The following is a 24,086-nucleotide window of genomic DNA, read 5'->3' on the forward strand; positions in this document are numbered from 1 at the left end:
CCAACTACTCTGTGATTTTGCTCCCTGTGTTCTGCCATTCGTGGCGCTTGTGTCCATGAGCATGGCTTCTATGCTTGTCGTGCGAGATGCGGGAAGAACTGCACTACTTGTATTGACCGAACAACTCGTGTTTAGCGTTTAGCACCACGAATCCTTAGGGTCACGAACGCGGCCCGCTTCCGTAAAAACCAGCCTTGAGCTGGTATTTTCATGCGCAGGGACTTGACTTGACAAGGGCGTCTCTGGTAGGATATATATATGGTGCTATGGTGTTATAGCGCTTTCACCCGACAGGAGGCGACGATGGCCTACTTCCTAAAGAGGACGAGGAACAAGAAGGGGCTCTATCTCCAGATCTACGAGAGCCACTGGGACCCCGGGCGGGGCCACACCGTCAACAGGTCCGTGAGGGCGGTGGGCTACGAGCACGAGCTCAGGGAGTCGGGGATCGCCGACCCGATCGCGCACCTCAGGTCCGAGGTCGACTCGATGAACGCCGAGCGCAGGGCCGAGAGGGAGAGGGGGAGGGTCCGCGAGATATCGGACGCCCCCTCCGAGAGGCACCTCGGCCACTTCGCCCTCAAGGCCATAGACGACTCGCTCGGCGTCAGGGGCGACCTCGCCTTCCTGCAGGTCCCGAGCGGCTTCCGCTTCTCGCTCGCGGACCTGCTCTCCTGCCTGGTCCTCGCCCGGGCGGTGGCGCCCTGCTCGAAGTCGAGGACCTTCCACGACGTGCTGCCGCAGATGGAGGGCGTCGAGGCGGGATTCACGCTCGACCAGCTCTACGACGGCCTCGCCTACCTGGGTGAGGAGTACGAGAAGGTGGTCGAGATCTACAACGCCCGCGTGGGCGGCCTCTTCGGTCGGGACACCACGACCTCCTACTTCGACCGCGCCAACTTCTGCTTCGAGATCGGCCGCGAGGACCAGCCCGGGAGGAAGGGCCCCTCCAAGGAGCACAGGCCCGAGCCCATCGTGGGGATGGGGCTCCTCCTCGACGCCGACTGCGTCCCCATCGCGATGAGCGTGTTCCCCGGCAACGAGAGCGAGAGGCCCCAGCTCAAGAGGTGCATCAGCCAGCTGAAGGAGAGAAACGCGATATCGGGGCGGACCGTGCGCGTCGCCGACAAGGGCCCCGACTGCGCGGACAACGTCGTCGACGCCGTGCTGTCAGGCGACGGCTACATCTTCTCGAAGTCGGTCAAGGCCCTCCCGGCGAGGGAGCGCGCCTGGGCGCTCTCGGACGAGGGCTGGCAGGACGTGCCCGACGGGCGGGGCGGCGTCGCCTTCAGCCACAAGGCGTCGACCGGCGACTTCGAGTACGGGGTCACGGACGCCGGCGGGAGGAGGAGGGTGGTGGCGCTGCCCGAGAGGCGCGTGGTCACCTACAGCCCCGCCCTCGCGAGGAAGCAGACCCGCGAGATCGACAGGCAGGTGGAGAAGGCCAGGGCCCTCAGGCTCGCGGCGGCGAGGAGGTCCGAGTACGGCGACAGCGCCAGGTACGTCACCTTCGAGCCCGTGGACGGCGAGGGCGAGGTCAGGGAGGACACCAGGGTCGTCGCGACCCTCAACCACGACGCGATCCGGAAGGCGAGGTCGGTCGCCGGGTACAACATGCTCGTGACCTCCGAGACCTCGATGCCGCCCCGCGAGGTGTACGGCACCTACCACCGGCTCTGGAGGATCGAGGAGAGCTTCAGGGTCATGAAGTCCGAGCTCGACGCCAGGCCCGTCTACCTGCAGAGGCAGAGCACGATCACCGGCCACTTCCTCGTCTGCTACCTAGCGGTGCTGCTCGTGAGGCTCCTGCAGGTCAAGGTGCTCGGGGGCCGGTACTCCTCAGAGGACGTGATGGGCCTCTGCCGCGGGCTCGACGTGTGCCAGGCCTCCGACAGGAGGTACGTCAACGTGTCCAGGCGCACCCCGATCATCGAGGAGCTGGCCGCCAGGACCGGCCTGCCCCTGCTGCACTTCAACCTCAGCAAGGGCGACGTCAAGGCGATCTCGTCCTGCACGCTCGGGATGCTCCGGGGCGAGGGTAAGGTCTCCCCGCCCAACGGGAGGCGTTGCAAGGGGGCCTCATAGCACCATAAATGGGAGCCAAATACCAAAGTCAGGTTTGCTCCCTGTGTTCTGCCATTCGTGGCGCTTGTGTCCATGAGCATGGCTTCTATGCTTGTCGTGCGAGATGCGGGAAGAACTGCACTACTTGTATTGACCGAACAACTCTCACTTGTTGCGATCATGATGACCATGGCCCAGGGGGATGCATGTAACTCATTATTTGAAATACACCCAATGATGTTCATGAGAATGCTGGCCGAGAGAACCCTACTGCCTGTAGACATTGCTATTGGGGAGTGTGCCTCAATGTGCTGGGCACTACTATTTTTATGTTTAGGGTGGATATCTTTTCGTAGGTGTGAGTTGCGCTAGAAGGTTCCATTTGGGAGGCCATCGTGCGCGTACATATCAACCAATCTGTCTGGCGCGCAGAGCAGGGTGTCGTCGCCCGCGGGGACTCGTCCCAGTGCTTGGCGCGCCGTTAACAGGGTCACCAGCTCCGACCTCTCATGCAGCTGCGAGGTCTCGAGGCAGACTGCGTCGAAGACGCTTAAGAGGCTTGACAAAGGGGGCCTCCTTGTCTGGAAGGGGAAGAACAAGGCAGATCCGTTCCAGTACTACGAGCTGCCTGACGGCCGTAAAGAGCTGTAGGGCTGAGGACGTCTCATCCGCACTCAGCCAAGGTCCCTGCATTCCCGCCTCTGCATGACATGAACTGATCGTTGCCACGCTATGACTCCTCTGGAAGTCAGGGGGGGGGTCGGAGAACCCCTACCCGAGGTCGAAGTACGTGGGCTGCACGCCATCATCGATGGTGAGCCCGGGTGTCTCCTGGGGCTGCTTGCCCAAAAGCTCTGCCATCACGTGCGACGTTGATCCCAGAAGATCGACGGAGGGGATGCGCAGGGTCTGTAGGGCAGTGCGCAGATCCTCGCGCATGCGCAGCGTGAGGATGGTATGAAAGACGGCGCAGGGTACAAGGTCATCCCCCTGCCCCTCGATGAAGTCAACGACTTGCTGCGCAGAGGAGGCGTGCTGCAACACCTTTATGGCCACGTCGCTGGTAGGAAACTGGGCCGACGCCGCCCGAACGAGGCGGGCGACGGTCTCGCCCGTCATGTCGGAAACAGCATAAACGGTGATCTGTCTAGGCATCTTGGATTCCTCTCTTATTCCTCTCTTGTGATGAATGCTTCTGGACGCACTGTGATCAGAAGAACGCCTCGACCCCCTCGTCGAGGTAGACCTGCCGATAGTCGGCTAGATCATCAGGGCGCAGGTTGGCCATGCCATGCAGGGCATAGGGCTTGTCGATGAGCGCATACTTGCCCTCTCCGAAGTTGTGGAAGGGCAGCAGCTGCACTCGGGTGCCGCCTACCTGCCTGATCCAACGAGCCATTGCTCGTGCCTCCTCAAGACCGTCGTTGAATCCTGGGATTACAGGTGTGCGAGGTGTGACGTCGGGATGGTGGTCAAGGGCCCAGGCGAGGTTCTGCAGCATGAGGTCATTCTTGGCACCTGTATGCTCCCGTAGCTTAGAGCTGTTCACATGCTTGAGGTCTATGAGCATGTGGTCAAGCATGGGGGCAATATGCTGGAAGGTGCCAGGTTCGACATATGCCTCGGTCTCCACGCAGGTGTCGATGCCCTGTGTGTGGAGACGCTCCAGAAGCTCCTCGCAGAAGTGCGGCCAAATGAGCGCCTCGCCGCCAGAGAGCGTCACCCCGCCGCCAGAGTCCTCATAGAACGGTCGGTCCTGCAGACATACGTCAAGCACCTCGTCTACGGTCTTCGTCTTGCCGGTACAGGTGAGGGCGTGGGTTGGGCAGGCGGCGACGGCGGCACGACCTCCCTCAGAGTCGCCGGCAAGCGCCCTCACGTCCACATGCCGCTTGCCGGCATACTCAGATGCCCGGGCTCCCGGTGCGGCCGCCAGGCAGGCGCCGCATCCCACACACGCGCTCTCCTTCCATTCCAGCTGAGGAGCGCGGGCCTGACTTTCGGGGTTGGCGCACCACGCGCACCGAAGAGGGCATCCCTTGAGGAATACCACCGTACGGATGCCCGGTCCATCGTTGAGGCTGAACTTCTGTATGTTGAAGACAGTCGCCGTCTGCATGGGTGTTTGTCCCTCTCCTCCTGGTTCTTGAGCGTTGTGACCGGTCAATCTATGAGTATCCTCTTACTGTTGTCTGCTAACGATGATATCATATATTACGAACGAAAGGTAAGATCTTTCAAAGAAAATGACTTGACAAAATACTAGTTTACTGATACGTTGGTTACATACGAAAGTAAATTAGATTCCGACAAGCAATACGGGCATACGGGATGTTTGTCTGATCCAAACGAAAGGAACCGTCCCATGGAGAACCGCGAGCACTTTGGAGCCCTTACCGACCGCATGCAGGCCTTTCGGGAGGAGGTGTTGGACGAGAAGCCCTTCGTCGATGCAGAGCGCGCCGTGCTCTGTACCCAGAGCTATCGCCAGACAAAGAGCCAACCGCCCGTCATGCGTCGTGCCCTATCGCTTGCGCACATCCTTGACCACATGAGCATCTACATAGAGGACAAGACCCTCATCGCTGGCAACCAGGCCACCAAAAACGGCAACGCCCCGGTCTTTCCCGAATACACGCTGGGCTTTGTGATGGACGAGCTGGACACGTTCGAGAAGCGCGACGGCGACGTCTTCTATATGACGGAGGCCGACAAGCAGGCCATACGCGATATCGCCCCCTTCTGGGGGAACAACAACCTGCGCGCTCGCGGTGAGGCGTTGCTGCCCGATGAGGTCTCCGTCTTCATGGAGACGGGCATCTTTGGCATGGAGGGCAAGCTGAACGCCGGCGACGCGCACTTGGCTATCAACCACGCCCGTATGCTCAGGGAGGGTCTGCGCGGCTACGAGGAGCGCACGCGTGCCGCCAAGGCCGCGCTCGACCTCGCTGACCCCGACTCGGTGGACAAGTATGTCTTCTACAAGGCTGTCCTCATCGTGATCGATGCCGTGCGCCGCTGGGCAGGCCGCTACGCGACGCTCGCTGCCGAGCAGGCCGCTGCGTGCGGTGACCCGGTGCGCAAGGCTGAGCTCGAGCGCATGGCCGCTGCCTGCACGCGTGTGCCCTATGAGCCGGCCAAGACCTTCTATGAGGCCGTGCAGGCCGTCTGGTTCAGCCAGGTGCTACTGCAAATAGAGTCCAATGGCCACTCCCTCTCCTTCGGCCGCTTTGACCAGTATATGGATCCATACTACGAGGCTGACCTCGCAGCTAGGCGCATCAGCGAGGACGAGGCCACCGAGCTGCTCGCTAACCTGTGGATCAAGACGCTCACCGTGCAGAAGATACGCAGTCAGGCTCACACCTACAGTTCCGCAGGGAGCCCCATGTATCAGAACGTCACCATCGGTGGTCAGACGCCCGATACCCACGAGGACGCCGTGAACCCGCTCTCTTGGCTGGTGCTGCGCTCTGTCGCGCAGACCCGCCTCACCCAGCCCAACCTTACCGTGCGCTATCACGCCAAGCTCAACCCAGACTTCTTCGCCGAGTGCATTGAGGTCATGCGGCTGGGCTTTGGCATGCCCGCCCTCAACAATGATGAGATCATCATCCCGAGCTTCCTGGCATGGGGGGTCTCCGAGCACGATGCCTACAACTACAGCGCCATCGGCTGTGTGGAGACCGCTGTCCCCGGCCGCTGGGGCTACCGTTGCACCGGTATGAGCTACATCAACTTCCCACGCCTGCTACTCACTGCGATGAACGGAGGCGTGGACCTCACCTCCGGCAAACGTCTTGTGGAGGGCCACGGGAACTTTCTTGAGTGGGAAAGCTTCGACGACCTCATGGCAGCCTGGAAGGCCAGCCTGCGCGAGATGACCAAGTGGTCCGTGGTGGTGGAGAACGCCATCGACAAGGCCTCCGAGCGCGACGTGCCCGACGTGCTCTGCTCTGCCCTCACTGACGACTGCATCGCCCGTGGCAAGACCATCAAGGAAGGTGGCGCGGTCTACGACTTCATCAGTGGTTTGCAGGTGGGTATCGCGAACATGTCCGACAGCCTCGCCGCTATCAAGAAGCTTGTCTACGAGGAAGGCAAGATCTCGCGCCAAGAGCTGTGGGACGCCCTGCTCTCTGACTTTGCCGGTGAGGAGGGCGAGCGCATCCGTCAGATGCTCATCGATGACGCGCCTAAATATGGAAATGACGACGACTACGTAGACTCTCTGGCTGTTGAGTGCTACGAGCCCTACATCGACGAGGTGGCCAAGTACCACAACACGCGCTTTGGGCGCGGGCCCATCGGCGGCATCCGCTACGCTGGCACCAGCTCGATCAGCGCGAACGTGGGCCAAGGTATGGGAACCATGGCAACCCCAGACGGCCGTCACGCGCACGAGCCGCTCGCGGAGGGCTGCAGCCCTGCGCACAACTGTGACAAGCAGGGCCCGACGGCTGTGTTTAAGACTGTCACCAAGCTGCCTACTGACAAGATTACCGGTGGCGTCCTGCTCAACCAGAAGGTGACCCCCACCATGTTGGCAAGCGAGCAGAACAGACAGAAGCTGCAAATGATGATGCGCACCTTCTTCAACCGCCTCCATGGCTACCATGTGCAGTTCAACGTCGTGGATCGAGCTACGCTGCTTGACGCCCAGGCTCATCCCGAGGCGCACAAGGATCTCATCGTTCGCGTTGCAGGGTACAGCGCGTTCTTCAATGTGCTCTCCAAGGCGACGCAGGATGACATCATCGACCGTACCGAACAGGTGCTGTAAGTAAGACGCGGGCAGAGGCACCAGGCAAAGGGGACGCAAGGGACCCTCACCTCAAAAGAAAGGGAATCACCATGGAGTTCTTCATTGATAGCGCCGATATCGAGGCCATTCGGGAGCTTGCCGCGTTTCTTCCCATTGATGGCGTCACCACCAACCCCACCATCCTCACTAAGAGCGGAAAGGACCCTGAGCAGGTGTTTGCAGAGCTCTGCGAGGTCCTCACCGAGGACCAGAAGATCATTGCCCAGGTCGTCTCGCCCGACTATGACAGCATCCTTGCTGAGGCGCAAAAGATTGCCTCTATCCGCGGCGGCAAGAACATCGTAGTGAAGATTCCCGTCACCCATGAGGGCCTGCGTGCCATCCCGGCTGCCAAGGCCATGGGCATCAAGGTGTTGGCCACCGGCATCTACTCGCCCGACCAGGCATTCTGGGCTGCCAAGGCTGGTGCCGACTACCTGGCACCTTACGTCAACCGCATGTGCAACTACGGCGATGGTGTGGGCCAGGTCATCGAGCTCGTCCAAACCCTGGCACAGTATGGCCTTGCGGCAAAGGTCTGTGCGGCAAGCTTCAAGAACGTCGACCAGGTGCACCAGCTGCTGGCTGCGGGCGTGCCAGCCATCACAGTGAACCCTGACACCATCCGAGATATGGTGGACCACCCCGGCACTGCCATCGCCATGGACGAGTTCTGTGCCAACTGGCAGAAGGCGTACGGAAGGACCACACTATAGGTCTGGCCACCGCCTTGACGGCGTGGGCCTCAGGTCCAAGTCGCCCTGGCATCACGGGGGCCATGGGGTCGTCGATATCGTGGGACCCGTGGCCCCGCCCGGTCGCGCGAGCGGCCGTGGGGATAGTCAGGAGTGTACACAAATCGGCCAAAATGGCCCCTCGGCGCCGTTTCGGGGCATTTGTGTACACTGTTGGGCCGTGGATTTGGGTTGTGGGTGGCCTTGGGATCGCAATAGTGTACACAGATGGGAGGATCGGGCCCCTCGGCGCCGTTTTGGGGCATTTGTGTACACTGTTGCGACGCGAGTCGCGATACGAATTGCGACGCGAGTTGCGTCAGGTGGCACGAGCGCCTCGACCGCCACGGCGTGCCGGCGGCGCCCCCTCGCTGGCCCCTCCCGCTTGGTCGGGAAGACAGGCTCTGCACGAGTGGCGCTGCCGTTAGCGGCGTCTTCGCCGAGGCGTTAATCCACACAAACCCCTGAAGAGCCCGATGTTGCTCCGCATTCGGAAAAGCGCAGTTCCAAGATGATGCCACGGCAGATAGAATGTACGGTGACAAGGAGGAAATCCCGTGGACCTGAGCAATCTTGACAGATATAAGGAAAGCAATCGCCTTGAAGCCAAGGCGGCACAAGGAGGACTTCCAAGGAGCATCTGGGAGACAATCTCGGCGTTCGCCAATACGAACGGTGGCATGATCGTGCTCGGAGCCAAGGAGCGCAAGGAAGGTACACTCGAGGTCTCCGGGCTATCGAATGCGGACAAGATACTCGACGACTTCTGGAACGCGGCCCACAGCTCCGACAAGCTGTATCCCTGCGTTCTCGCAGACAGGGATGTGCGCATCGAGGGCGTCGAGGGCGCGCAGCTCATAGTTATCGATGTCCCGCGCGCGGACAGGCACCTGCGGCCGGTCTACGTCAACGGAAACCCCATGACCGGGACGTACCGGCGGGACCATAAGGGCGATTATCGATGTGCTGCGAGCGAGATTCATGCCATGTACCGCGATGCTTCTGAAGAATCAATCGACTCGCAGATTCGCGAGAATCTGTCTGTGGATGACCTGTCCGCAGAGTCTATCGCCTCGTACCGGACAAGTTATGGCATTCACCATGATTCGCACGCTTGGACGGAGCTGCCCACGGACGAGTTCTTGTGCCGCATTGGTGCGGCGAAGATCGACGCTGGCGGCGCGATCCATCCCACGAGCGCCGGGCTGCTCATGTTCGGCGAGGAGTGGCGCATCATGGCGGAGTTCCCCCATTTCTTTCTCGACTACAGGCAGGAGCTTGATCCCGACGAACGCTGGCAGATGCGCATAACATCGCAGGACGACAGCTGGTCGGGGAACGTCTTCGACTTCTATCGGCGCGTGTACAACAACATGAGGCAGGCGCTTCAGGTGCCCTTCCGGCTCGACGAGAACAGCCTGCGCGTCGATGAGACGGACGCGCACGACGCCCTGCGCGAGGCGCTGGCGAACTGCCTCACCAATGCCGACTACCACGAACGGCGCGGAGTCGTCATCCTCTGGAAAGAGGACGAGCTTCGCCTCTCCAATCCCGGAGGCTTCCGCATCGACATCGAAGCGGCCTACATCGGCGGCAACTCTGACCCTCGCAATGAGACCATGATGAAGATGTTCTCGCTCATCAACGTAGGCGAACGTGCTGGTGGAGGTATCCCGGACATGGTGAGGAAGTGGACGAAGGTCGGCTACGAGCGGCCGATACTCTCCGAGGAGGTAAACCCAGAGCGTTCCACAATCGTCCTTCCGCTAAGGAAAACGAAGGCTGCGGAAGACGGTCGGACCGAAAAGGCGCAACTTCAAGGGCATAGACAAGTACATCTGACCAAGAATCAACAAATGGCGCTCGATCTTGCCCAATCGCAAGGTCGTGTCACAACGGCGATATTAGCGCAAGAAGCTGGAATATCAAAACAAACTGCTTCAAGGACACTTAAGTATCTCTCAGACTCGGAGCTGCTTTCTTGGCACGGAACAAGTAAGCGAGATCCGTCTCAGTACTACGATACTCCCAAACTTGTTTGGGAGTAATTTGGGAGTAGCTTGGGAGTACGGGTGACCTCGAAGAGCCAGGAACCATTGACGAGGCCAGACAAGCCTGTCGTTATAAACTCAGATGTCAAAGTCTTCGAGGCTTTGCATGGGCCGGTCCTGCGGGACTGGCCCTTGTACCATATCCACGACCTAATCGCATGGTAAGCGTAGCGTGCCCCCATCGATGGGGTGCAAGGACGGGAGGCGCGGGACCAAACCTCCCGCTAGGCTGCGGGGCAATATGGAAAGTTGTTCAACTGGGCAAATGCGCTCGAGCAACCCCCCGCCAGGCTGCGGGGGGGGTTGCGCCGGGACCCGCAGGCCTCGGCCTGGGGCCCGGCTGCACGGAAAAGCGCAGTCTGGGCAGAGGGCCTCGTTGACGGAGCGCCTTGGGCCAGACCGGGGCACCATGAGGCTGCCAGTTGTGGGCTAAGGAGGTGCCGGGAACTCAGGATTATGGCTAAAACCGACCGACCCTAGCATGCTCACGCTTGTTGTGCGCGACGGTGCCGAGCGTCCGATGACAAGCTATGCCCAAGTGGGCGTCAGCGTGCGCTCATGGCATACAGGAGATCCTGTGGACGAGGCCGTCGCCTTGGATCCGTTCATCTGCCAAGGTCGCTACCTAAGGTCGTGTCGCCACAAGATGTGGGGTAAGGGTGAGGCGCAGCGAATCTGGATGGCCGCGACGAGAGACGGGGCCGCTCACGATAGCGCGTGGCGAGGCGCTCCGCGTCGCGTCCCCGTGGTCCCTGTTGACCTCCGGACTACCATCGCTTGGGGACACAACGTTTCCCATCTCCCGTGCTCACTTGCCCAGCACCGGAAGGTTGGGTTGAGTATTTCGCTCAGGTATGCGCGGCCAAGCCCATGGATGCCGCAAAGGTCGTGGCGCTCTTACGCGTCCTGCGGCGCGGCCCGTGACGTCCCCGGTGCCGGCGGCTCCCACGAGCCGAGCTCCACCTCGGGTTCGCCCGTCGCAAGGACGTCGATGCACTCGACCTCGGTGTAGACGCTGTAGGCGACGATCGGGGCGCCGTCCGCGTCCGGTACCGCTTCCTCGAGGTACCAGCGCCTGAGGTAGGCGTCGCCCACGACGCAGAGGTTGCCGATCGGGCTCTCGGGTGGCCCGTCGGGCGTCCTCGCCCCACTGAATTCCCTGAAGCGGTGGCCCTCGTAGGTGCTGAGCAGCGCAAGGAGGCGCCCGGCCGCAAAGCGGACGCGTGCCATCGGTCCGCGCGCATCGCGGCTCCCCTTCGCGCCATGCGCGCCTCCTGGCAGCCGGTAGTAGAGGGAGAGGCCGCCCTCGTCGAGCCTCCAGCCCTCGCAGCTCCCGAACGCATGCCTCGGCAGCTCGACGCCGGGCGGTTGCCAGACGAGGCGCTCCGGGCTGCCGTAGCGCCCCTCGAAGTCGTGCTGGCTCATCGCGCCGCGCGGCGGCCCCAAGGGCATGGGGGCGCCCCTGACGAAGCCGACGGTCCGCCCCTCGCCGTCGAGGAGCTCGGCGTCGGGGACGCTGCTGTAGACCCCGCTGACGAGCCAGCCTGAGGTGACGAGCGTCACCTCGCCAAGGTCCGGCTGGTTCTGGGTGTGGGCGTGCATGTCGTTCTCCACGAGCCACTCGCTCAGGGACGACCTCGCGATCACCCAGGTGGCTATGCCCGGGCCCGGCGCGGGGGCGCCGCGGGAGGCGGCGTAGCGCAGGCCGTCCGCCCTGGCCACGCGCAGGGCCTCGAACCCCCTCAGGTCGAACGTGGCCCGCAGGTCCCCGAGGCCGAAGGTCGCCGTGGCCCCCAGGCCCGCGTCGTGCGTGACGTCGACGAGGCCCCAGTCTTCTGCCTGTCCGGGGAGCCCGGCGCCCCTAGGGACCCACTCCTCGGCGGGGATGGCACACCTTCCGTAGTCGCAGCCCCTGGCATCGATGCCTGCGCGCTCGACGTCGGGGGCACCCGAGGCGAAGGCCTCGATGACGACGCTGTCGGTGGGGACGTAGCAGACGGCCGCGTCGCCGGGCGCCTCGCCCCCAGTCGCCTCCCGGTACCACCGCTCGAGGTCGAGCCCCCTCGTGACGTAGGGGTCACCCAGGACGCGCCCGTACAGAGTCCGTATGGCCCTGTAGGTGAACAGGCGCCTCTTGCCCCATCCCGCCCCGCTCACCCTGAGCGCGCGCAGGGCCTCGGCGGGAAAGCGCAGGGTCATGCGCGTCGAGCGGTCCTCGAAGACCAGGCGCAGCTCCAGCCCGCGCGCGTCGATGCGCCAGCCCTCCATGTAGTAGCACTCCTCGCTCCTGAGGGCCCTCCCACCCGCCTCGAGCGGGGACCACTCGCCCCACCCGTACCGGTCGAGGTACTCCCACCACCCCATCGGCCCCCTCGGTGCCCCCGAGGGGGGAAGGGGCGCGCCGGCGAGCGAGGCGGTCAGCCGGGGGAGGCCGTCCCAGCCGCTGAGCCTAGCCCTCGGCGGGCAGTCGCTGTCCACGACGAGGCTCACGAGCCAGCCCCTGGTGGCGATGGCGAGCTCCGAGGTCTCCTCGGCCCGGTGGCCGCTGCTGTCCGCCACCCACCTCCCGAGGGGCGAGCCTACGACCGCCCAGGCCGCTATGCCCGAGCCCGGGCTTGGGGCGCCGTGTGAGGCGGCGTGGCGCAGGCCGTCCACCCTGGCCACGCGCAGGCAGTCGCAGCCGGAGAGGTCGAGGGTCAGGCGGGCGTCGCCGTAACCGAGGATCACCAGGCCTTGGCCCCGCCTGCCGGCGGACACCTCGACGAGCTCCCAGTCTGCGGCCGTGCCGGGGACCGTGATGCCGGGCGGGTCCCACGGGACCCATGCCTCTGTGGCGCCCTGCTCCCTAGGCGACTCGCTCACGCACCGTCCCCCTTGCTGACGTACCGGATCTTCTGATAGGTGGTCTTTGGCTTACCGTGCACATCCGGTACTTTCTTCTGAATCTCAAGCGTAGGGTGATCTCCGCTAAGGTCGCTACTGTGCTCGCGGGCTATGACAGTACGATCGTCGGAAAGCTTGCCCATGAATTGGCTCCTCGGGGGTTTGTGTGGGTTGACGCCTCGGCGAAGACGCCAACCTCGCGGCGGCACCGCTCGCGTAGAGTCTACCTTCCCGACCAAGGGAGAGGTGCCCACCGAGAGGGGGCGCCGCCGGCACGCCATGGCGGTTGGGGCGCTCGTGCCACCCGACGCAGCTCGCGTCGTAAAGCTCGCGTCGTAAAGCTCGCGTCGCAACAGTGTACACAAACGCTCCGAAACGGCTCCAAGGGGCCATTTTGGCCAATCTGTGTACACTCCTGCGTCCCCGCGCCTGTCCGCAACTGCTCCACGGCCCAACAGTGTACACAAACGCCCCAAAACGGCACCGAGAGGCCATTTCCACCGATCTGTGTACACTCCTGCGTCGTCGCGCCTGTCCGCAACAACGCAACAGCCCAACAGTGTACACAAATGCCCCAATCCGGCACGGAGAGGCCCGATCCTCCCATTTGTGTACACTATTGCGATTCCAAGGCCACTCATAACCCAAGCCCACAGCCCAACAGTGTACACAAACGCCCCAAAACGGCGTCGAGGGGCCGTTTTGGCCAATCTGTGTACACTCCTGCGTTCCCACAACCGCACGCGTGACCGGGCGGGGCCACTGGTCCCACGACGTCGACGGCCCCATGGCCCCGTGATGCCAGGGCGCTTGGACCTGAGGCCCACGCCGCCAAGGCGGTGGCGCAACCATCCACCTATACGAACTCACGAAGCCTCTTATAGGGTGTGCATTATGTGTCATGGTCAACTAACGAGTGATATCGATCGCTTGATTTGGCGCAAAGAGAATGGGGCCGAGCGGAAGCCCGACCACATGAAGCAACCCGCACCGATGGCGCCACATGGCTTCAAGCTCCCGGTACGGCGGGTCACCCTCGCTGACGAGAACTGCGCGTAAAAAACTTCTAATCAAATATATGTGCAATACAGATAGGAGTAATAACCTCGAAAACGTGAAGTTGAAAGAACTTACTAAAAGCGATATCGTGAAAACAAGCAGTACAATGGCGGCATCGGTTGCTGCGATGAAAGTGGGGACTGATGTTCAAGCGGAAGATCTACGACGAGCTGCTCGCCTAGAAGTCGACGAGCCAGGGGTCAACGGCGCTCCTCGTCGAGGGCGCGCGCCGCGTTGGGAAGTCGACGGTCGTCGAAAAGTTCGCCAAGGCGGAGTACGAGATGTACCTGCTGATCGACTTCACGAAGGTGACCGACGACTGCAGGCAGACGTTCCTCGATACGCGCTCGGACATGGGCAGCTTCTTCCTGTACCTGTCCGCGGAGTTCGGCGTCGAGCTCAGGGAGCGCAGGTCCCTCGTCATTTTCGACGAGGTGCAGGCCTTCCCCCAGGCGCGCGAGTTCATAAAGCACCTCGTGGCAGACGGCCGCTACGACTACGTCGAGACAGGCTCCCTCGTCTCGATAAAGGAGAATGTCCGCAACACCCTGATTCCCTCGGAGGAGGAGTCGCGCAAGATGGGCCCGATGGACTTCGAGGAGTTCCTGTGGGCCTTGGGAGAGGGCGCCCTCGCCGCCATGATCAGGCGCTCCTTCGAGAGCCGACAGAACCTGCCGGAGACGCTCCACCGCAAGGCCGAGAGGCTCTGGAGGGAGTACATGCTCGTGGGAGGGATGCCCCAGTCCGTGGCGGCGTATGCGGACGGGCGCGACCTGATGGCCGCCGACCGCGCGAAGGGGCTCATCCTCGGTCTGTACCGCAACGACATCGAGAAGCGCGGTGGCCTCGCCGCGAAGAGGATCAAGGCGGTCTTCGACGCCATCCCCGGCCAGCTAGCCAAGCACGAGAAGAAGGTCGTGTACGCGCAGATCGAGGGGGACTCGCGTGCCAGGGACTTCGCGACGGCCTTCGCGTGGCTGAAGGAGGCCGCGACGGTCAGCCTGTGCACCTTGAGCGCCGACCCCTCCGTCGGCCTGGCCCTCAGCGAGGACGAGGCCTCCGTCAAGTGCTACATGGTAGACACGGGCCTTCTCGCCAGCATGGCCTTTGACTCGAGTGGCAGCGTCATGCCCGAGGCGTACAGGCAGGTGCTCACGGGTTCGATCGAGGTGAGTGAGGGCATGCTCATGGAGAACGCAGTCGCGCAGCAGCTGCGCGCCAACGGCCATCCGCTCCACTTCTACTCGAAATCCTCCACGGTCAAGGAGGAGCGCATGGAGATAGACTTCCTGACCATCCGCCCGTATCCCGGCGCCGCCATGAAGCCGCGGGTGAGCCCCATCGAGATCAAGTCGGGGAAGCGCTACTCGCCCGTCTCCCTCAACAAGTTCAAGGCGAAGTTTGCACGGCGCGTCGGCACCGAGTACGTCCTCCACGCCAAGATTCTGAAGGTCGAAGGCGATCGGGTGTTCCTCCCTCTCTACATGTCGATCTGCATATAGAGGTCTCACCCTCAACGCGCGCTCTCAGGCTCCCGATGATCCACGCTGCGGCGGGGCAATTGAGTCGCCCCTTTCGCAGAGGCTCCGCGGAATCCGCATGGCGCGACCTGGAATACCCGCCAAAGTTTGCATCATCTCGACCGATGCCGAGAGATAGGCATGGCGGGTTCACTACCGACAATGTACCACACGTGACGGTGTCTCCCTTGGTCGATTTCACATGGGAATGGCTGGGATTGTCGTGGATGTCGAGAGGGGAGGATGTAACCCCGCCCCCGACGGTCACGGCAAACACACGCTTCGTGCGCCTGCCTGGTGCCTGTGACATCCGCCAGAAGAGGACGCCACCAGAAGGGAGATGTGAAAGACCCTCGCCTTTCTTGGCCCATGTACCTGCGTGTTTGGTAGACATGCAGCTCAGCGCCGCAAATGAGGGACGCATCGGGACGCCTCGATGGGCTATCCTAGGGCCTGACGTACAGAGCCGTTCGCCAGATTCTTGTGGCTGCGGCAGTGTGAGTAGGGAAGCACATGGCATTCGTTCACCTTCACAACCACTCCGACTTCTCCATCCTCGACGGAGCGGCGCGCATCCCTGATATCGTGAGGCGCGCCGTCGAGCTCAAGATGCCCGCCGTCGCCCTCACGGATCACGGCTACCTCTTTGGCGTTCCCAACCTCGACCTAGAGTGCCGCAAGTACAACGAGGCCGCCTGCGCCATGAAGCAGTGGGAGCATGACCTGGAGTGCTTCGAGAAGGGCTGGGAGCTTGAGGAGCCCGCGCCGGACGCGAAGGACGCAGAGGCCTGCGATCGCGCCCACGCTCAGTGGGAGAGCGATCGCAGGGTCTGGGAGGCGACGCACGATCTCGCTGCCGTCAGGGAGAACCGGCCACCCCTCAAGGTGAAGCCCATCTTTGGCTGCGAGTGCTACTTCATCAAGGATGAGTGTATCGAGCGGGGCACCAAGCAGCGCCGCTTCCACCTGATCCTGCTTGCCAAGAGCGGGCGCGGCTACGCGAACCTCCTCAGATGCATGTCCAAGGCCGCCGGTCACGAGATGTATTACTACAAGCCCCGCGTGACGCTCGACATGCTCAGGGAGTACCACGAGGGCCTCATCTGCCAGAGCGCCTGCGTCCAGGGCATCATCTCGCAGTGCGTGCTCGACGGCGACTTCGACGGCGCGCGCGAGTGGGCGAGCAGCTTCCGGTCAATCTTTGGCGAGGACTTCTACATCGAGATCCAAGACCATGCCCAGGAGTACCGGGGTGGCTGGAACGATCGCAAGCTCGCCGAACACCTCGTCGGGATGGCCCGTGAGCTGAACATCAAGGTCGTCGCCACCAATGACTTCCACTACCTCGTCCGCGAGGACGCCCCTACCCAGGATGTTCTGTCGTGCATCGGCAAGGCGACGACCCTCTCGGACGAGACTCGCCAGCATATGGTGGGCTCAGAGTTCTACATGAAGAGTGAGCAGGAGATGCGCGAGCTCTTCTCCTGGGTACCCGAGGCCTGCGACAACACCCTCGAGATCGCGTCCAAGTGTGACTTCGAGCTGGACTGGTCGAGCATGTACCTGCCCGAGTTCCCAGGGCTCAAGCCCGGCGAGACCGCCGAGGAGCGCTTTCGCGTCGAGTGCGAGCGCGGCCTTGCCAAGCGCTACGGCGCCGACTGGAGAGACGTCGTCATCGGTGGCATCAACGTCCAGGAACGCTTTGAGTACGAGTACCGGATCATCTGCGACAAGGGCTTTGCCAACTACTTCCTCATCGTCCAGGACTACGTCCAGTGGGCCAAGGACAGGGGCATTGGCGTGGGGCCGGGGCGTGGCTCGGCGGCAGGTGCCATCGTCGCCTACGCCATGAACATCACGAGCTTTGACCCGCTTGAGAATGGCCTCATGTTCGAGCGCTTCCTCTCGCCCCAGCGCTCGGAGATGCCCGACATAGACATGGACTTCGACGACGAGCACCTCCAGGACGTCCTTACCCACGTCCGCGAGCTCTACGGCGAGGATCACGTCTGCAAGGTCATCACCTACTCCACGATCAAGGCCAAGCAGGCCATCAATGACGCGGCGCGCGTGCTCGGCCAGCCCGTCTATGTGGGTCAGAGGCTCTCAAAGATGCTCTCCGGGGACCCGGGCCTCGAGCTTGCGAACGCCCTGCACAAGAACGAGCGGAAGCCCGACCAGTATTCCCCCGACTTCGAGCAGGCCTACAAGGACGACGAGGTCGCCCACGGCATCATTGACGCGGCCCTCTCGATAGAGGGCATGACCCGCGGCGAGGGCGTCCATGCCTGCGCGACGCTCATCACTCCCACTCCCGTCACCGACCACGTGCCCACGAAGCTCGACACCAAGGGCAACGTCACGATCACCCAGTACGAGGGTCACTCGGTTGCGGACATGGGCCTACTCAAGATGGACTTCTTGGGCCTGCGCACCCTCACGGTCATCAGCAAGGCGCTCGAGAACATCCAGGCGTCCCATCCTGACCTCACAGACCTCGACGCCCTGCCCGATAGCGTCAGGGCCTGCGTCAAGCCAGGTGCCACCAGCCTGGACCTCGATGTCGACAAGGTTGACTTCACCGATCCCAAGATCTACGAGCTTCTGGGCTCGGGCCGCACCGCCGGTGTCTTTCAGGTCGAGTCGCCGGGCATGACGGCCACGATCAAGAACATGCAGCCCAAGGAGTACAAGCAGATAGTCGCCTTGATCGCCCTCTACCGCCCTGGCCCCTTGGGCTCGGGCATGGTCACGAGCTACATCAATCGCATGAACGGCAGGGAGGACGTCGTCTTCTACGACGACCGCCTCTCCGAGATCCTGGACGAGACCTATGGCACCATCGTCTACCAGGAGCAGGTCATGCAGATCTCGGTCAAGATGAGCGGCTTCTCGGCTGGTGAGTCCGACTCACGCATCAGGAAGCCCGTGGCGAAGAAGAAGGTCAAGCTCCTCACCTCGACCGTCTTTCACTGGGACAACGGCAAGGACGAGACGACCTACGACCACTGGATGAACGGTGCCGTCGACAACGGCTACACCCGGGAGGTCGCCCAGCGGATCTGGGACGACGTCTTGGAGTTTGCCTCCTATGCCTTCAACAAGTCGCATTCGGCCGGCTACGCCATACTCGTCATGCAGACGGCTTGGCTCAAGGCCCACTTCCCCCTCGAGTACATGGCGTCGGTGCTCACGTCCTACATGGGGAAGACCGACAAGATCGTCCACTACGTCACGTCCTGCCGCCGCGAGGGCATCGACGTCCTGCCGCCCGACATCAACGAGTCGGGCAGGGACTTCACGGCGACCTCGGAGGGCGTCCGCTTTGGATTCGCGGGCATCCGCGGCGTGGGTGAGGGTGTGGCCGAGGCCATCATGTCCGAGCGCGAGGCGAGAGGTCCCTTCAGGGACCTCCATGACTTCGTGGACCGCGTGGACGCAGGGCAGGCCAACCGTCGCGTCGTCGAGGCCCTCATCAAGGCGGGCGCCTTCGATTCGACGGGCTACCCAAGAAGGCAGCTCATGACGTTCACCGACAAGAGCGATCCCGCTAACATCGTCGATGCGGCGACGAAGCGCCAGAAGGACCGTGCGGCTGGTCAGAGCTCGCTTTTCGACCTCTTTGGCGCGGTGGAGGGCTCGGGCTTTGACGATCAGGTGCCAGACCCTGACCCCGCAGCCGAGTGGGACCGCCACACGAAGCTCGCGCAGGAGCATGAGGTCCTGGGACTCTACGTCTCGGACCACCCGCTGGCCCCCTTCGAGTACGCGCTCTCGAAGGCCCGTGACTACACGGTCCTGGAGCTTTCCGAGTCAGACGAGAGCGTCGACCCCGAGAGCGGCGCGACGATCACGCGCTTCAAGGTGCCCGAGGGGCAGTCCATCAGGCTTGCCGGCATGGTGCCTACAGGTGGCGTCGCCAAGAAGGTCACCAAGAAGGGTGACCAGATGGCCGTCGTCACACTTGAGGACATGGAGGGCGAGATATCCGTCGTCGTCTTTCCCAAGACCTACAAGGAGTGCGCGGCAGTGCTTGAGGGCGAGGTGGACAGTCAGACGGGAGAGCGTGTCGGGGACGTCTTCATCAGGGTCACGGGCAAGCTCGAGCGTGGCGATCGTGGTGATCAGGTGATCGCCAGCTCGGTCGAGGCGATGGAGCTCTCCGAGAGGACCAACAGGCCCAAGGTGGTAGAGGTCTTCGTGAGTCCGCAGCGGCTGCTCTCCCAGGGATGCCTCGAGACGTTGCAGTCCATCCTTGTCCGCTACGACGGCTTGGACAAGGTCGCGCTCCTCGTCGAGAGCGCGACCGGGGACTTGGTGCGCCTGGCGCTTCCCACGAGGGTGGACGCCCGCAACAACGTGCTACTCGCCGAGGTTAAGGATCTCGTGGAGGGGGAGGGTCACGTCCGGCTCGTCTAGGGCGAAGGGCACGTGCGCCCGGCCAGACGCCAGGTGTCATGCGTGGGTCGGTGGCTTCTTTCGTCGTGCCATGGGGCGCACAGTGACGTATGCTTGTGGACGAATTCTCACATCCGTCATCATGCTGGGGGGAATGGTCAATGAGAATTGGCATTGCACAGATAGACAGCCGACCGGGTGACTTCGATAAGACCTGCGAGCGTATGCTGGCCTACTCTAAGGTAGCGGCCGAGCGCGACGTGGACCTCCTTATCTTTCCGTCCTTGGCCCTCACGGGAATCGAGGGCGTGCGCCAGGCAGACCAGCTGCCCTTCCTGCACGACCTGCTCGCATGCCTCGGGTCGCTTGCAGAAGGCATCGCCTGTCCTTGCCTCATGGCAATCCTTGTGAGCTACGATGATGTGGTTGCCATGGAGGCGATCCTGCTCAAGGATGGCAAGGTCATGCTGATCAATCTGGCAGGAAGCTTCTTTGGGGCGGCGATGGAGGCGGCTCCCCCGCAGGGATCGCTGCCCGAGCAGGGAGTTCCCATCCTCAGCCTCGGGGGGGAGCAGCTTGCCGTAGCCCTCACCTTTGACGACCTTGATCGTCTTCGGAGCGGACAATCGGGTGCAACCGTCATCGTCTACCTCGACGACCAGGGATTTCATGTCGATGATCCCTCGACGGCGCTTGGCGCTGGCCTCACGGAGGGACGATTCTCTGAGGACGCCAAGGCGAGCGGCGCATGGTTCGTAGGCGTGGGTGCCCTGGGACTCTATGGGGAATCCGTGTATTGTGGGTCGAGCTTCGTGCTCTCGCCGGCAGGCGAACTTGTGGCGGCCGCCCCCGACTTCGAGGAGGGCTTTGTGAGCTGCGAGGTGGGTGCGGACGTTTCGGTTGCGAAGGACGCGGTCCTCTCGCCCGAGGTTTACGATCAGACGTTCCAGCTTTGGCAGGCCCTTACGCTGGGGGTTCGCGATATCGTAGAGAAGCACAGGTGCGTCGAGCATGCGGTCCTACCCCTTGACGGCACCCTGAGCTCGGAGCTTTTGGCCATGCTTGCATCCGATGCCTTGGGACCGACCAAGGTGCACGCCCTGATCGCGACTGACGATGCCGAGGGGGCCGCTCGCGCACGGGAGCTTGCGGGCAGGCTTCGTCTCGATTTGCGTGAGGCACATGCCACGCTCTGGGACGCGGCGGGCGGCTCTGTGCTGCTGGGCCGCGCGAGGGCCGCCGCCCAGCTTGCCGTCTGGGCCGATGAGTTGGGTGCTTGCGTGCTCTCGCCAAGGGACAAGACCGATCTTGCCCTCGGCCTTTGGGCTGACGTTCCCAGCTCTGCCGCTGCCATGCCCTTGGGGGACGTCTATCGCTCCGACATCGTCGACCTCGCCCGCCTGCGTAACACCATCTCGCCCATTATGGGGTCCGTCGCGCTCTCTAGGCTCGACCTTCCCACTGTGCCAGGCATCACACTGCCCTCCGGTTCGGTGGAGGAGTGCGTGTATGCAGTAGACTCAATCCTTCTCGAGCATGTGGAGGGGCGCCACGGTGTCAAGGACGTCGTCGAGGTTACGGGGCGCGATCCGAACCTCGTGAGGGAGGTCTTGCTGAGGCTCAATGACACGGAGGCGACCCGCGTCGGCGTCCCCACCGTGATCGTCACGAGCTCTGCCCCGCTCACAAACGCAACCCAACCGCTGGGGCTTGTGTGGCGTGCGGATGGCTCCAGAGAGGAGCAGGAGCTGCAGCGTACCCTTCTGCAGCTTGCGGAGAAGGTCCTCTCGATCCCCGACAACCTTCGGCCTGCCGCCCTTGAGCCGAAGGCGGAGGCGCATGCGCAGGCAGATGAGGCGGTGCGCCAGCTGAAAGATGCGCTCTCCTTTCTCAACGACTTCACGCAAGGAGGTGGCATGGACATCAAGGACAGCGAGAGCCTTCAGGACTGGCTCAAGTCCCTCCGCTCGGGAGGTAAGCCGGACAAGCCCTTTGGCAACATGCTCATCTGGGGATCTCCTTTTTCGGAGAATTGACCACAGCTTGTGCTATAATAGAACGTAAGTTCTTTAACCATGGGTCCGTGTGTGTCGCGAGGAGCGTCTATGATCATCCTTGGCATTGACCCTGGCTTGGCAAACACCGGCTGGGGTGTAATCGAGACGCGAGGATCTGTGTGCCGAACACGCGCCTATGGGTGCGTGAGCAGCGGATCAAGAGATTCGCTCGATCGGCGCCTGGGTCGTATCTTTGAGGAGGTCTCCAAGATAGTGCAAGACTACAGTCCTGCGCAGCTTGCCATAGAGAAGGTGTTCTTTGGGGAGAACTCACGCTCCGCCATCGCGACGGCCCAGGCGAGGGGGGCTGCGATCGTCGCCTGCGCCGAGGCTGGCATGGAGCTGGGGGAGTATACGCCGATGCAGGTGAAGCAGGCTGTCGTGGGCACGGGCGGGGCGGATAAGCGGCAGGTCATCTATATGGTGCGCAGCATCCTTGCCCTTGAGCGCGACCCCAGGCCCGACCACTGCGCCGATGCGCTTGCCGTTGCCATCTGCCACGCCAACCTCTCTCGGACGAGGCGCATCACCCAGGACGCCGCCTCGGTCCAGATACAAGAGCAGGAGTGGGCCCAGAGGAGCTACGATCGCGCTCTTGCGCGCGAGGCGACTGCGGCGGCGAGCGCCGCCCACCTCCCCCAGGGCAAGCGGGACCGCCGGGCACTTACCCATGCGCGCCAGAGCAGGAGGAACAGCCGATGATCGCTCAGCTTACGGGTTCTGTGGTCGAACGGTTTTCCGATCAGGTCGTCTTGGACGTGGGAGGCGTGGGCTTTCTTCTGGGCGTCTCCGCCACGACTGCGGCGCAGCTTCCGGAGCAGGGCAGTTCTGATGTCACGCTCTACACGCGCCTGCTTCTGAGGGAGAGCGCGATGGAGCTCTATGGCTTTTCCTCCCGCGACGAGCGTGCGGTCTTCGATAGGCTGGTTGCGGTCTCGGGCGTGGGTCCCAAGCTCGCGCTCGCGATCCTCTCTGTCTTCACGCCCGCTACCCTCGCGACGATTGTCAGGCTCAAGGACGCGAGCCGTCTGTCCCAGGTCCCGGGTGTCGGCAGGAAGAAGGTGCAGCACCTACTCGTCGAGCTTCAGGATGTGTTTGCCCAGGATGGCGAGCTGAGGGACCTTGTGGGTGCGGACGAGCCGTCGCCAGCCGCGCCAGGTCCGTCCGAGACGGACGAGTCCATCGTGCGGGAGGCAAGCTCGGCGCTTCTCTCCATGGGCTTCACGTCCCAAGAGATCGAACGTGCCCTCGAGGGCCGTACGCGTGCTGATGCAGATACGCTCGAGAAGACCCTCTCCTATGCGCTCAGGCGCTTAGGGGGTGGTTCGTGATGTGGGAGGCTCCCGACAAGGACCTCTTTGCCGATGACGCGTGCCTCGAGGCGAGGGGCCGCAGCGTGACCGGCGAGCTTACGGCAGACGACATCGACGTCGAGCGCAGCCTGAGGCCCCGGACCTTGGAGGAGTACTGCGGCCAGGAGCGCGTCCGTGACAACCTCCGCGTGCTCATCGTGGCTGCCAAGGACAGGGGGGAGGTCCTCGATCACGTGCTCTTCTCAGGACCTCCCGGCCTCGGGAAGACGACCCTCGCAGGCGTGGTCGCCAACGAGATGGGCGCCCGCCTCAAGACCAGCTCCGGTCCCGCGATCGCCCGCACGGGAGACCTTGCCGCCATACTCACGAACCTCGAGGAGGGCGACGTCCTCTTTGTTGACGAGATCCATCGCCTCAACCATCAGGTCGAGGAGGTGCTCTATCCGGCGATGGAGGACTTCGCCCTCGACATCGTCATCGGGAAGGGTCCGGCGGCCCGGTCTATCAGGCTCGATCTGCCCCGCTTCACGCTCGTTGGCGCAACCACGCGCACCGGACTTCTCACGGGGCCGTTGCGTGACCGCTTTGGCATCTCGTACCGCCTCGACTACTATACGACAGACGAGCTCACCCGCATTGTCCTGCGCTCTGCCAGACTGCTTGGCGTGGTCATTGACGATCGGGGTGCGGCGGAGATAGCCAGCAGGTCACGTGGGACTCCTCGGCTTGCGAATCGCCTGCTCAAGCGTGTTCGTGACTATGCTCAGGTCAAGGCAGACGGTACGATAGACTGGGACGTCGCCGCCCAGGCGCTCTCGTTCTTCGAAATCGACGAGCTGGGCCTTGACTGGATGGACACCAAGATCCTAGGGACCCTCACCCAGACCTTCCGGGGTCGTCCCGTGGGTCTGACAACCATCTCCTCCTCCGTAGGGGAGGACCCGTCCACCATCGAGGACGTCTATGAGCCCTATCTGCTCCAGCGAGGGCTCATCGTGCGCACCCCGCAGGGGAGGCAGGCGACAGAGCTTGCCTTCGAGCACCTGGGGATCACCCCTCCTGCGGGCAAGACGATGGGGTAGTATGGGATTGGCTGGGGCCGTATGGCAGGTCGTGGCACAGGGTCTTGGGGCTGGCCGAGGTCTGGAGTCGGATCTTGGAGCGGTTGGGCACGGTGGGAGCGCGGGCCTTTATCGGGCGCGT

The 24,086-nt window shown here is 62.9% G+C and carries 14 protein-coding genes and 1 pseudogene; 11 read left to right on the forward strand and 4 right to left on the reverse strand.

The annotated features are described in order from the left end of the window. The first annotated feature begins 303 nt into the window (after positions 1–303). Positions 304–2,085, forward strand: coding sequence for an IS1634 family transposase (locus ADJ70_RS02145; RefSeq protein ID WP_050343084.1), 1,782 nt, complete (start codon positions 304–306; stop codon positions 2,083–2,085). Positions 2,086–2,835: 750 nt separating this feature from the next. Here ADJ70_RS02145 and ADJ70_RS02155 read toward each other — a convergent pair. Together ADJ70_RS02155 and ADJ70_RS02160 are read right to left on the reverse strand one after the other, a co-directional pair. Next, a complete protein-coding gene (locus tag ADJ70_RS02155; protein ID WP_050343088.1) occupies positions 2,836–3,219 on the reverse strand; it encodes a kinase/pyrophosphorylase in 384 nt (127 codons plus the stop codon). Between the two features lie 55 nt (positions 3,220–3,274). Continuing rightward, positions 3,275–4,183: a glycyl-radical enzyme activating protein gene (locus tag ADJ70_RS02160; protein ID WP_050343090.1), complete on the reverse strand. Its 909-nt coding sequence runs from the start codon at positions 4,181–4,183 to the stop codon at positions 3,275–3,277. A gap of 246 nt (positions 4,184–4,429) precedes the next feature. Between ADJ70_RS02160 and ADJ70_RS02165 the strand changes: the two genes are divergently transcribed. From ADJ70_RS02165 to ADJ70_RS02175, 3 genes are all read left to right on the forward strand, one after another. Next, positions 4,430–6,847, forward strand: coding sequence for a glycyl radical protein (locus ADJ70_RS02165; protein WP_050343092.1), 2,418 nt, complete (start codon positions 4,430–4,432; stop codon positions 6,845–6,847). Positions 6,848–6,918: 71 nt separating this feature from the next. Further along, the gene (locus ADJ70_RS02170; RefSeq protein WP_050343093.1) at positions 6,919–7,584 is read left to right on the forward strand and encodes a transaldolase family protein; all 666 of its coding nucleotides are present in this window, start codon (positions 6,919–6,921) and stop codon (positions 7,582–7,584) included. Between the two features lie 575 nt (positions 7,585–8,159). Then, entirely contained in the window at positions 8,160–9,650 is a 1,491-nt protein-coding gene (locus tag ADJ70_RS02175; protein WP_050343095.1) for an RNA-binding domain-containing protein, read from the forward strand. Positions 9,651–10,550: 900 nt separating this feature from the next. On the opposite strand, the gene ADJ70_RS02180 is transcribed toward ADJ70_RS02175, so the two are convergent. Together ADJ70_RS02180 and ADJ70_RS14430 are read right to left on the reverse strand one after the other, a co-directional pair. Next, the gene (locus tag ADJ70_RS02180) at positions 10,551–12,515 is read right to left on the reverse strand and encodes a hypothetical protein (protein ID WP_050343100.1); all 1,965 of its coding nucleotides are present in this window, start codon (positions 12,513–12,515) and stop codon (positions 10,551–10,553) included. Then, entirely contained in the window at positions 12,512–12,679 is a 168-nt protein-coding gene (locus ADJ70_RS14430; protein ID WP_157051359.1) for a hypothetical protein, read from the reverse strand. Before ADJ70_RS14430 ends, ADJ70_RS02180 begins: the two co-directional genes overlap by 4 nt. Before the next feature lie 1,179 nt (positions 12,680–13,858). On the opposite strand from ADJ70_RS14430, the pseudogene ADJ70_RS15210 reads away from it, so the two are divergent. The 7 genes and pseudogenes from ADJ70_RS15210 to ruvB all read left to right on the forward strand — a co-directional run. Next, positions 13,859–14,143 (forward strand): annotated as a pseudogene (locus tag ADJ70_RS15210) (AAA family ATPase); the annotation flags it as partial. A gap of 39 nt (positions 14,144–14,182) precedes the next feature. Beyond that, the gene (locus tag ADJ70_RS15215) at positions 14,183–15,097 is read left to right on the forward strand and encodes a DUF4143 domain-containing protein (protein ID WP_371256208.1); all 915 of its coding nucleotides are present in this window, start codon (positions 14,183–14,185) and stop codon (positions 15,095–15,097) included. A 531-nt stretch (positions 15,098–15,628) separates the two neighbouring features. Further along, positions 15,629–19,534: a DNA polymerase III subunit alpha gene (gene dnaE, locus ADJ70_RS02190; protein WP_050343102.1), complete on the forward strand. Its 3,906-nt coding sequence runs from the start codon at positions 15,629–15,631 to the stop codon at positions 19,532–19,534. Positions 19,535–19,674: 140 nt separating this feature from the next. Beyond that, the gene (locus tag ADJ70_RS02195) at positions 19,675–21,549 is read left to right on the forward strand and encodes a nitrilase-related carbon-nitrogen hydrolase (protein WP_050343104.1); all 1,875 of its coding nucleotides are present in this window, start codon (positions 19,675–19,677) and stop codon (positions 21,547–21,549) included. A 69-nt stretch (positions 21,550–21,618) separates the two neighbouring features. Further along, positions 21,619–22,272, forward strand: coding sequence for a crossover junction endodeoxyribonuclease RuvC (gene ruvC, locus ADJ70_RS02200; protein ID WP_050343106.1), 654 nt, complete (start codon positions 21,619–21,621; stop codon positions 22,270–22,272). After that, entirely contained in the window at positions 22,269–22,901 is a 633-nt protein-coding gene (ruvA, locus tag ADJ70_RS02205; protein WP_050343108.1) for a Holliday junction branch migration protein RuvA, read from the forward strand. Before ruvC ends, ruvA begins: the two co-directional genes overlap by 4 nt. Beyond that, the gene (ruvB, locus tag ADJ70_RS02210) at positions 22,901–23,965 is read left to right on the forward strand and encodes a Holliday junction branch migration DNA helicase RuvB (protein WP_050343110.1); all 1,065 of its coding nucleotides are present in this window, start codon (positions 22,901–22,903) and stop codon (positions 23,963–23,965) included. The genes ruvA and ruvB overlap by 1 nt, the downstream gene beginning before the upstream one ends. The last annotated feature ends 121 nt before the right edge of the window (positions 23,966–24,086 follow it).

This window comes from Olsenella sp. oral taxon 807 (assembly GCF_001189515.2).
Taxonomy (GTDB): Bacteria; Actinomycetota; Coriobacteriia; order Coriobacteriales; family Atopobiaceae; genus Olsenella_F.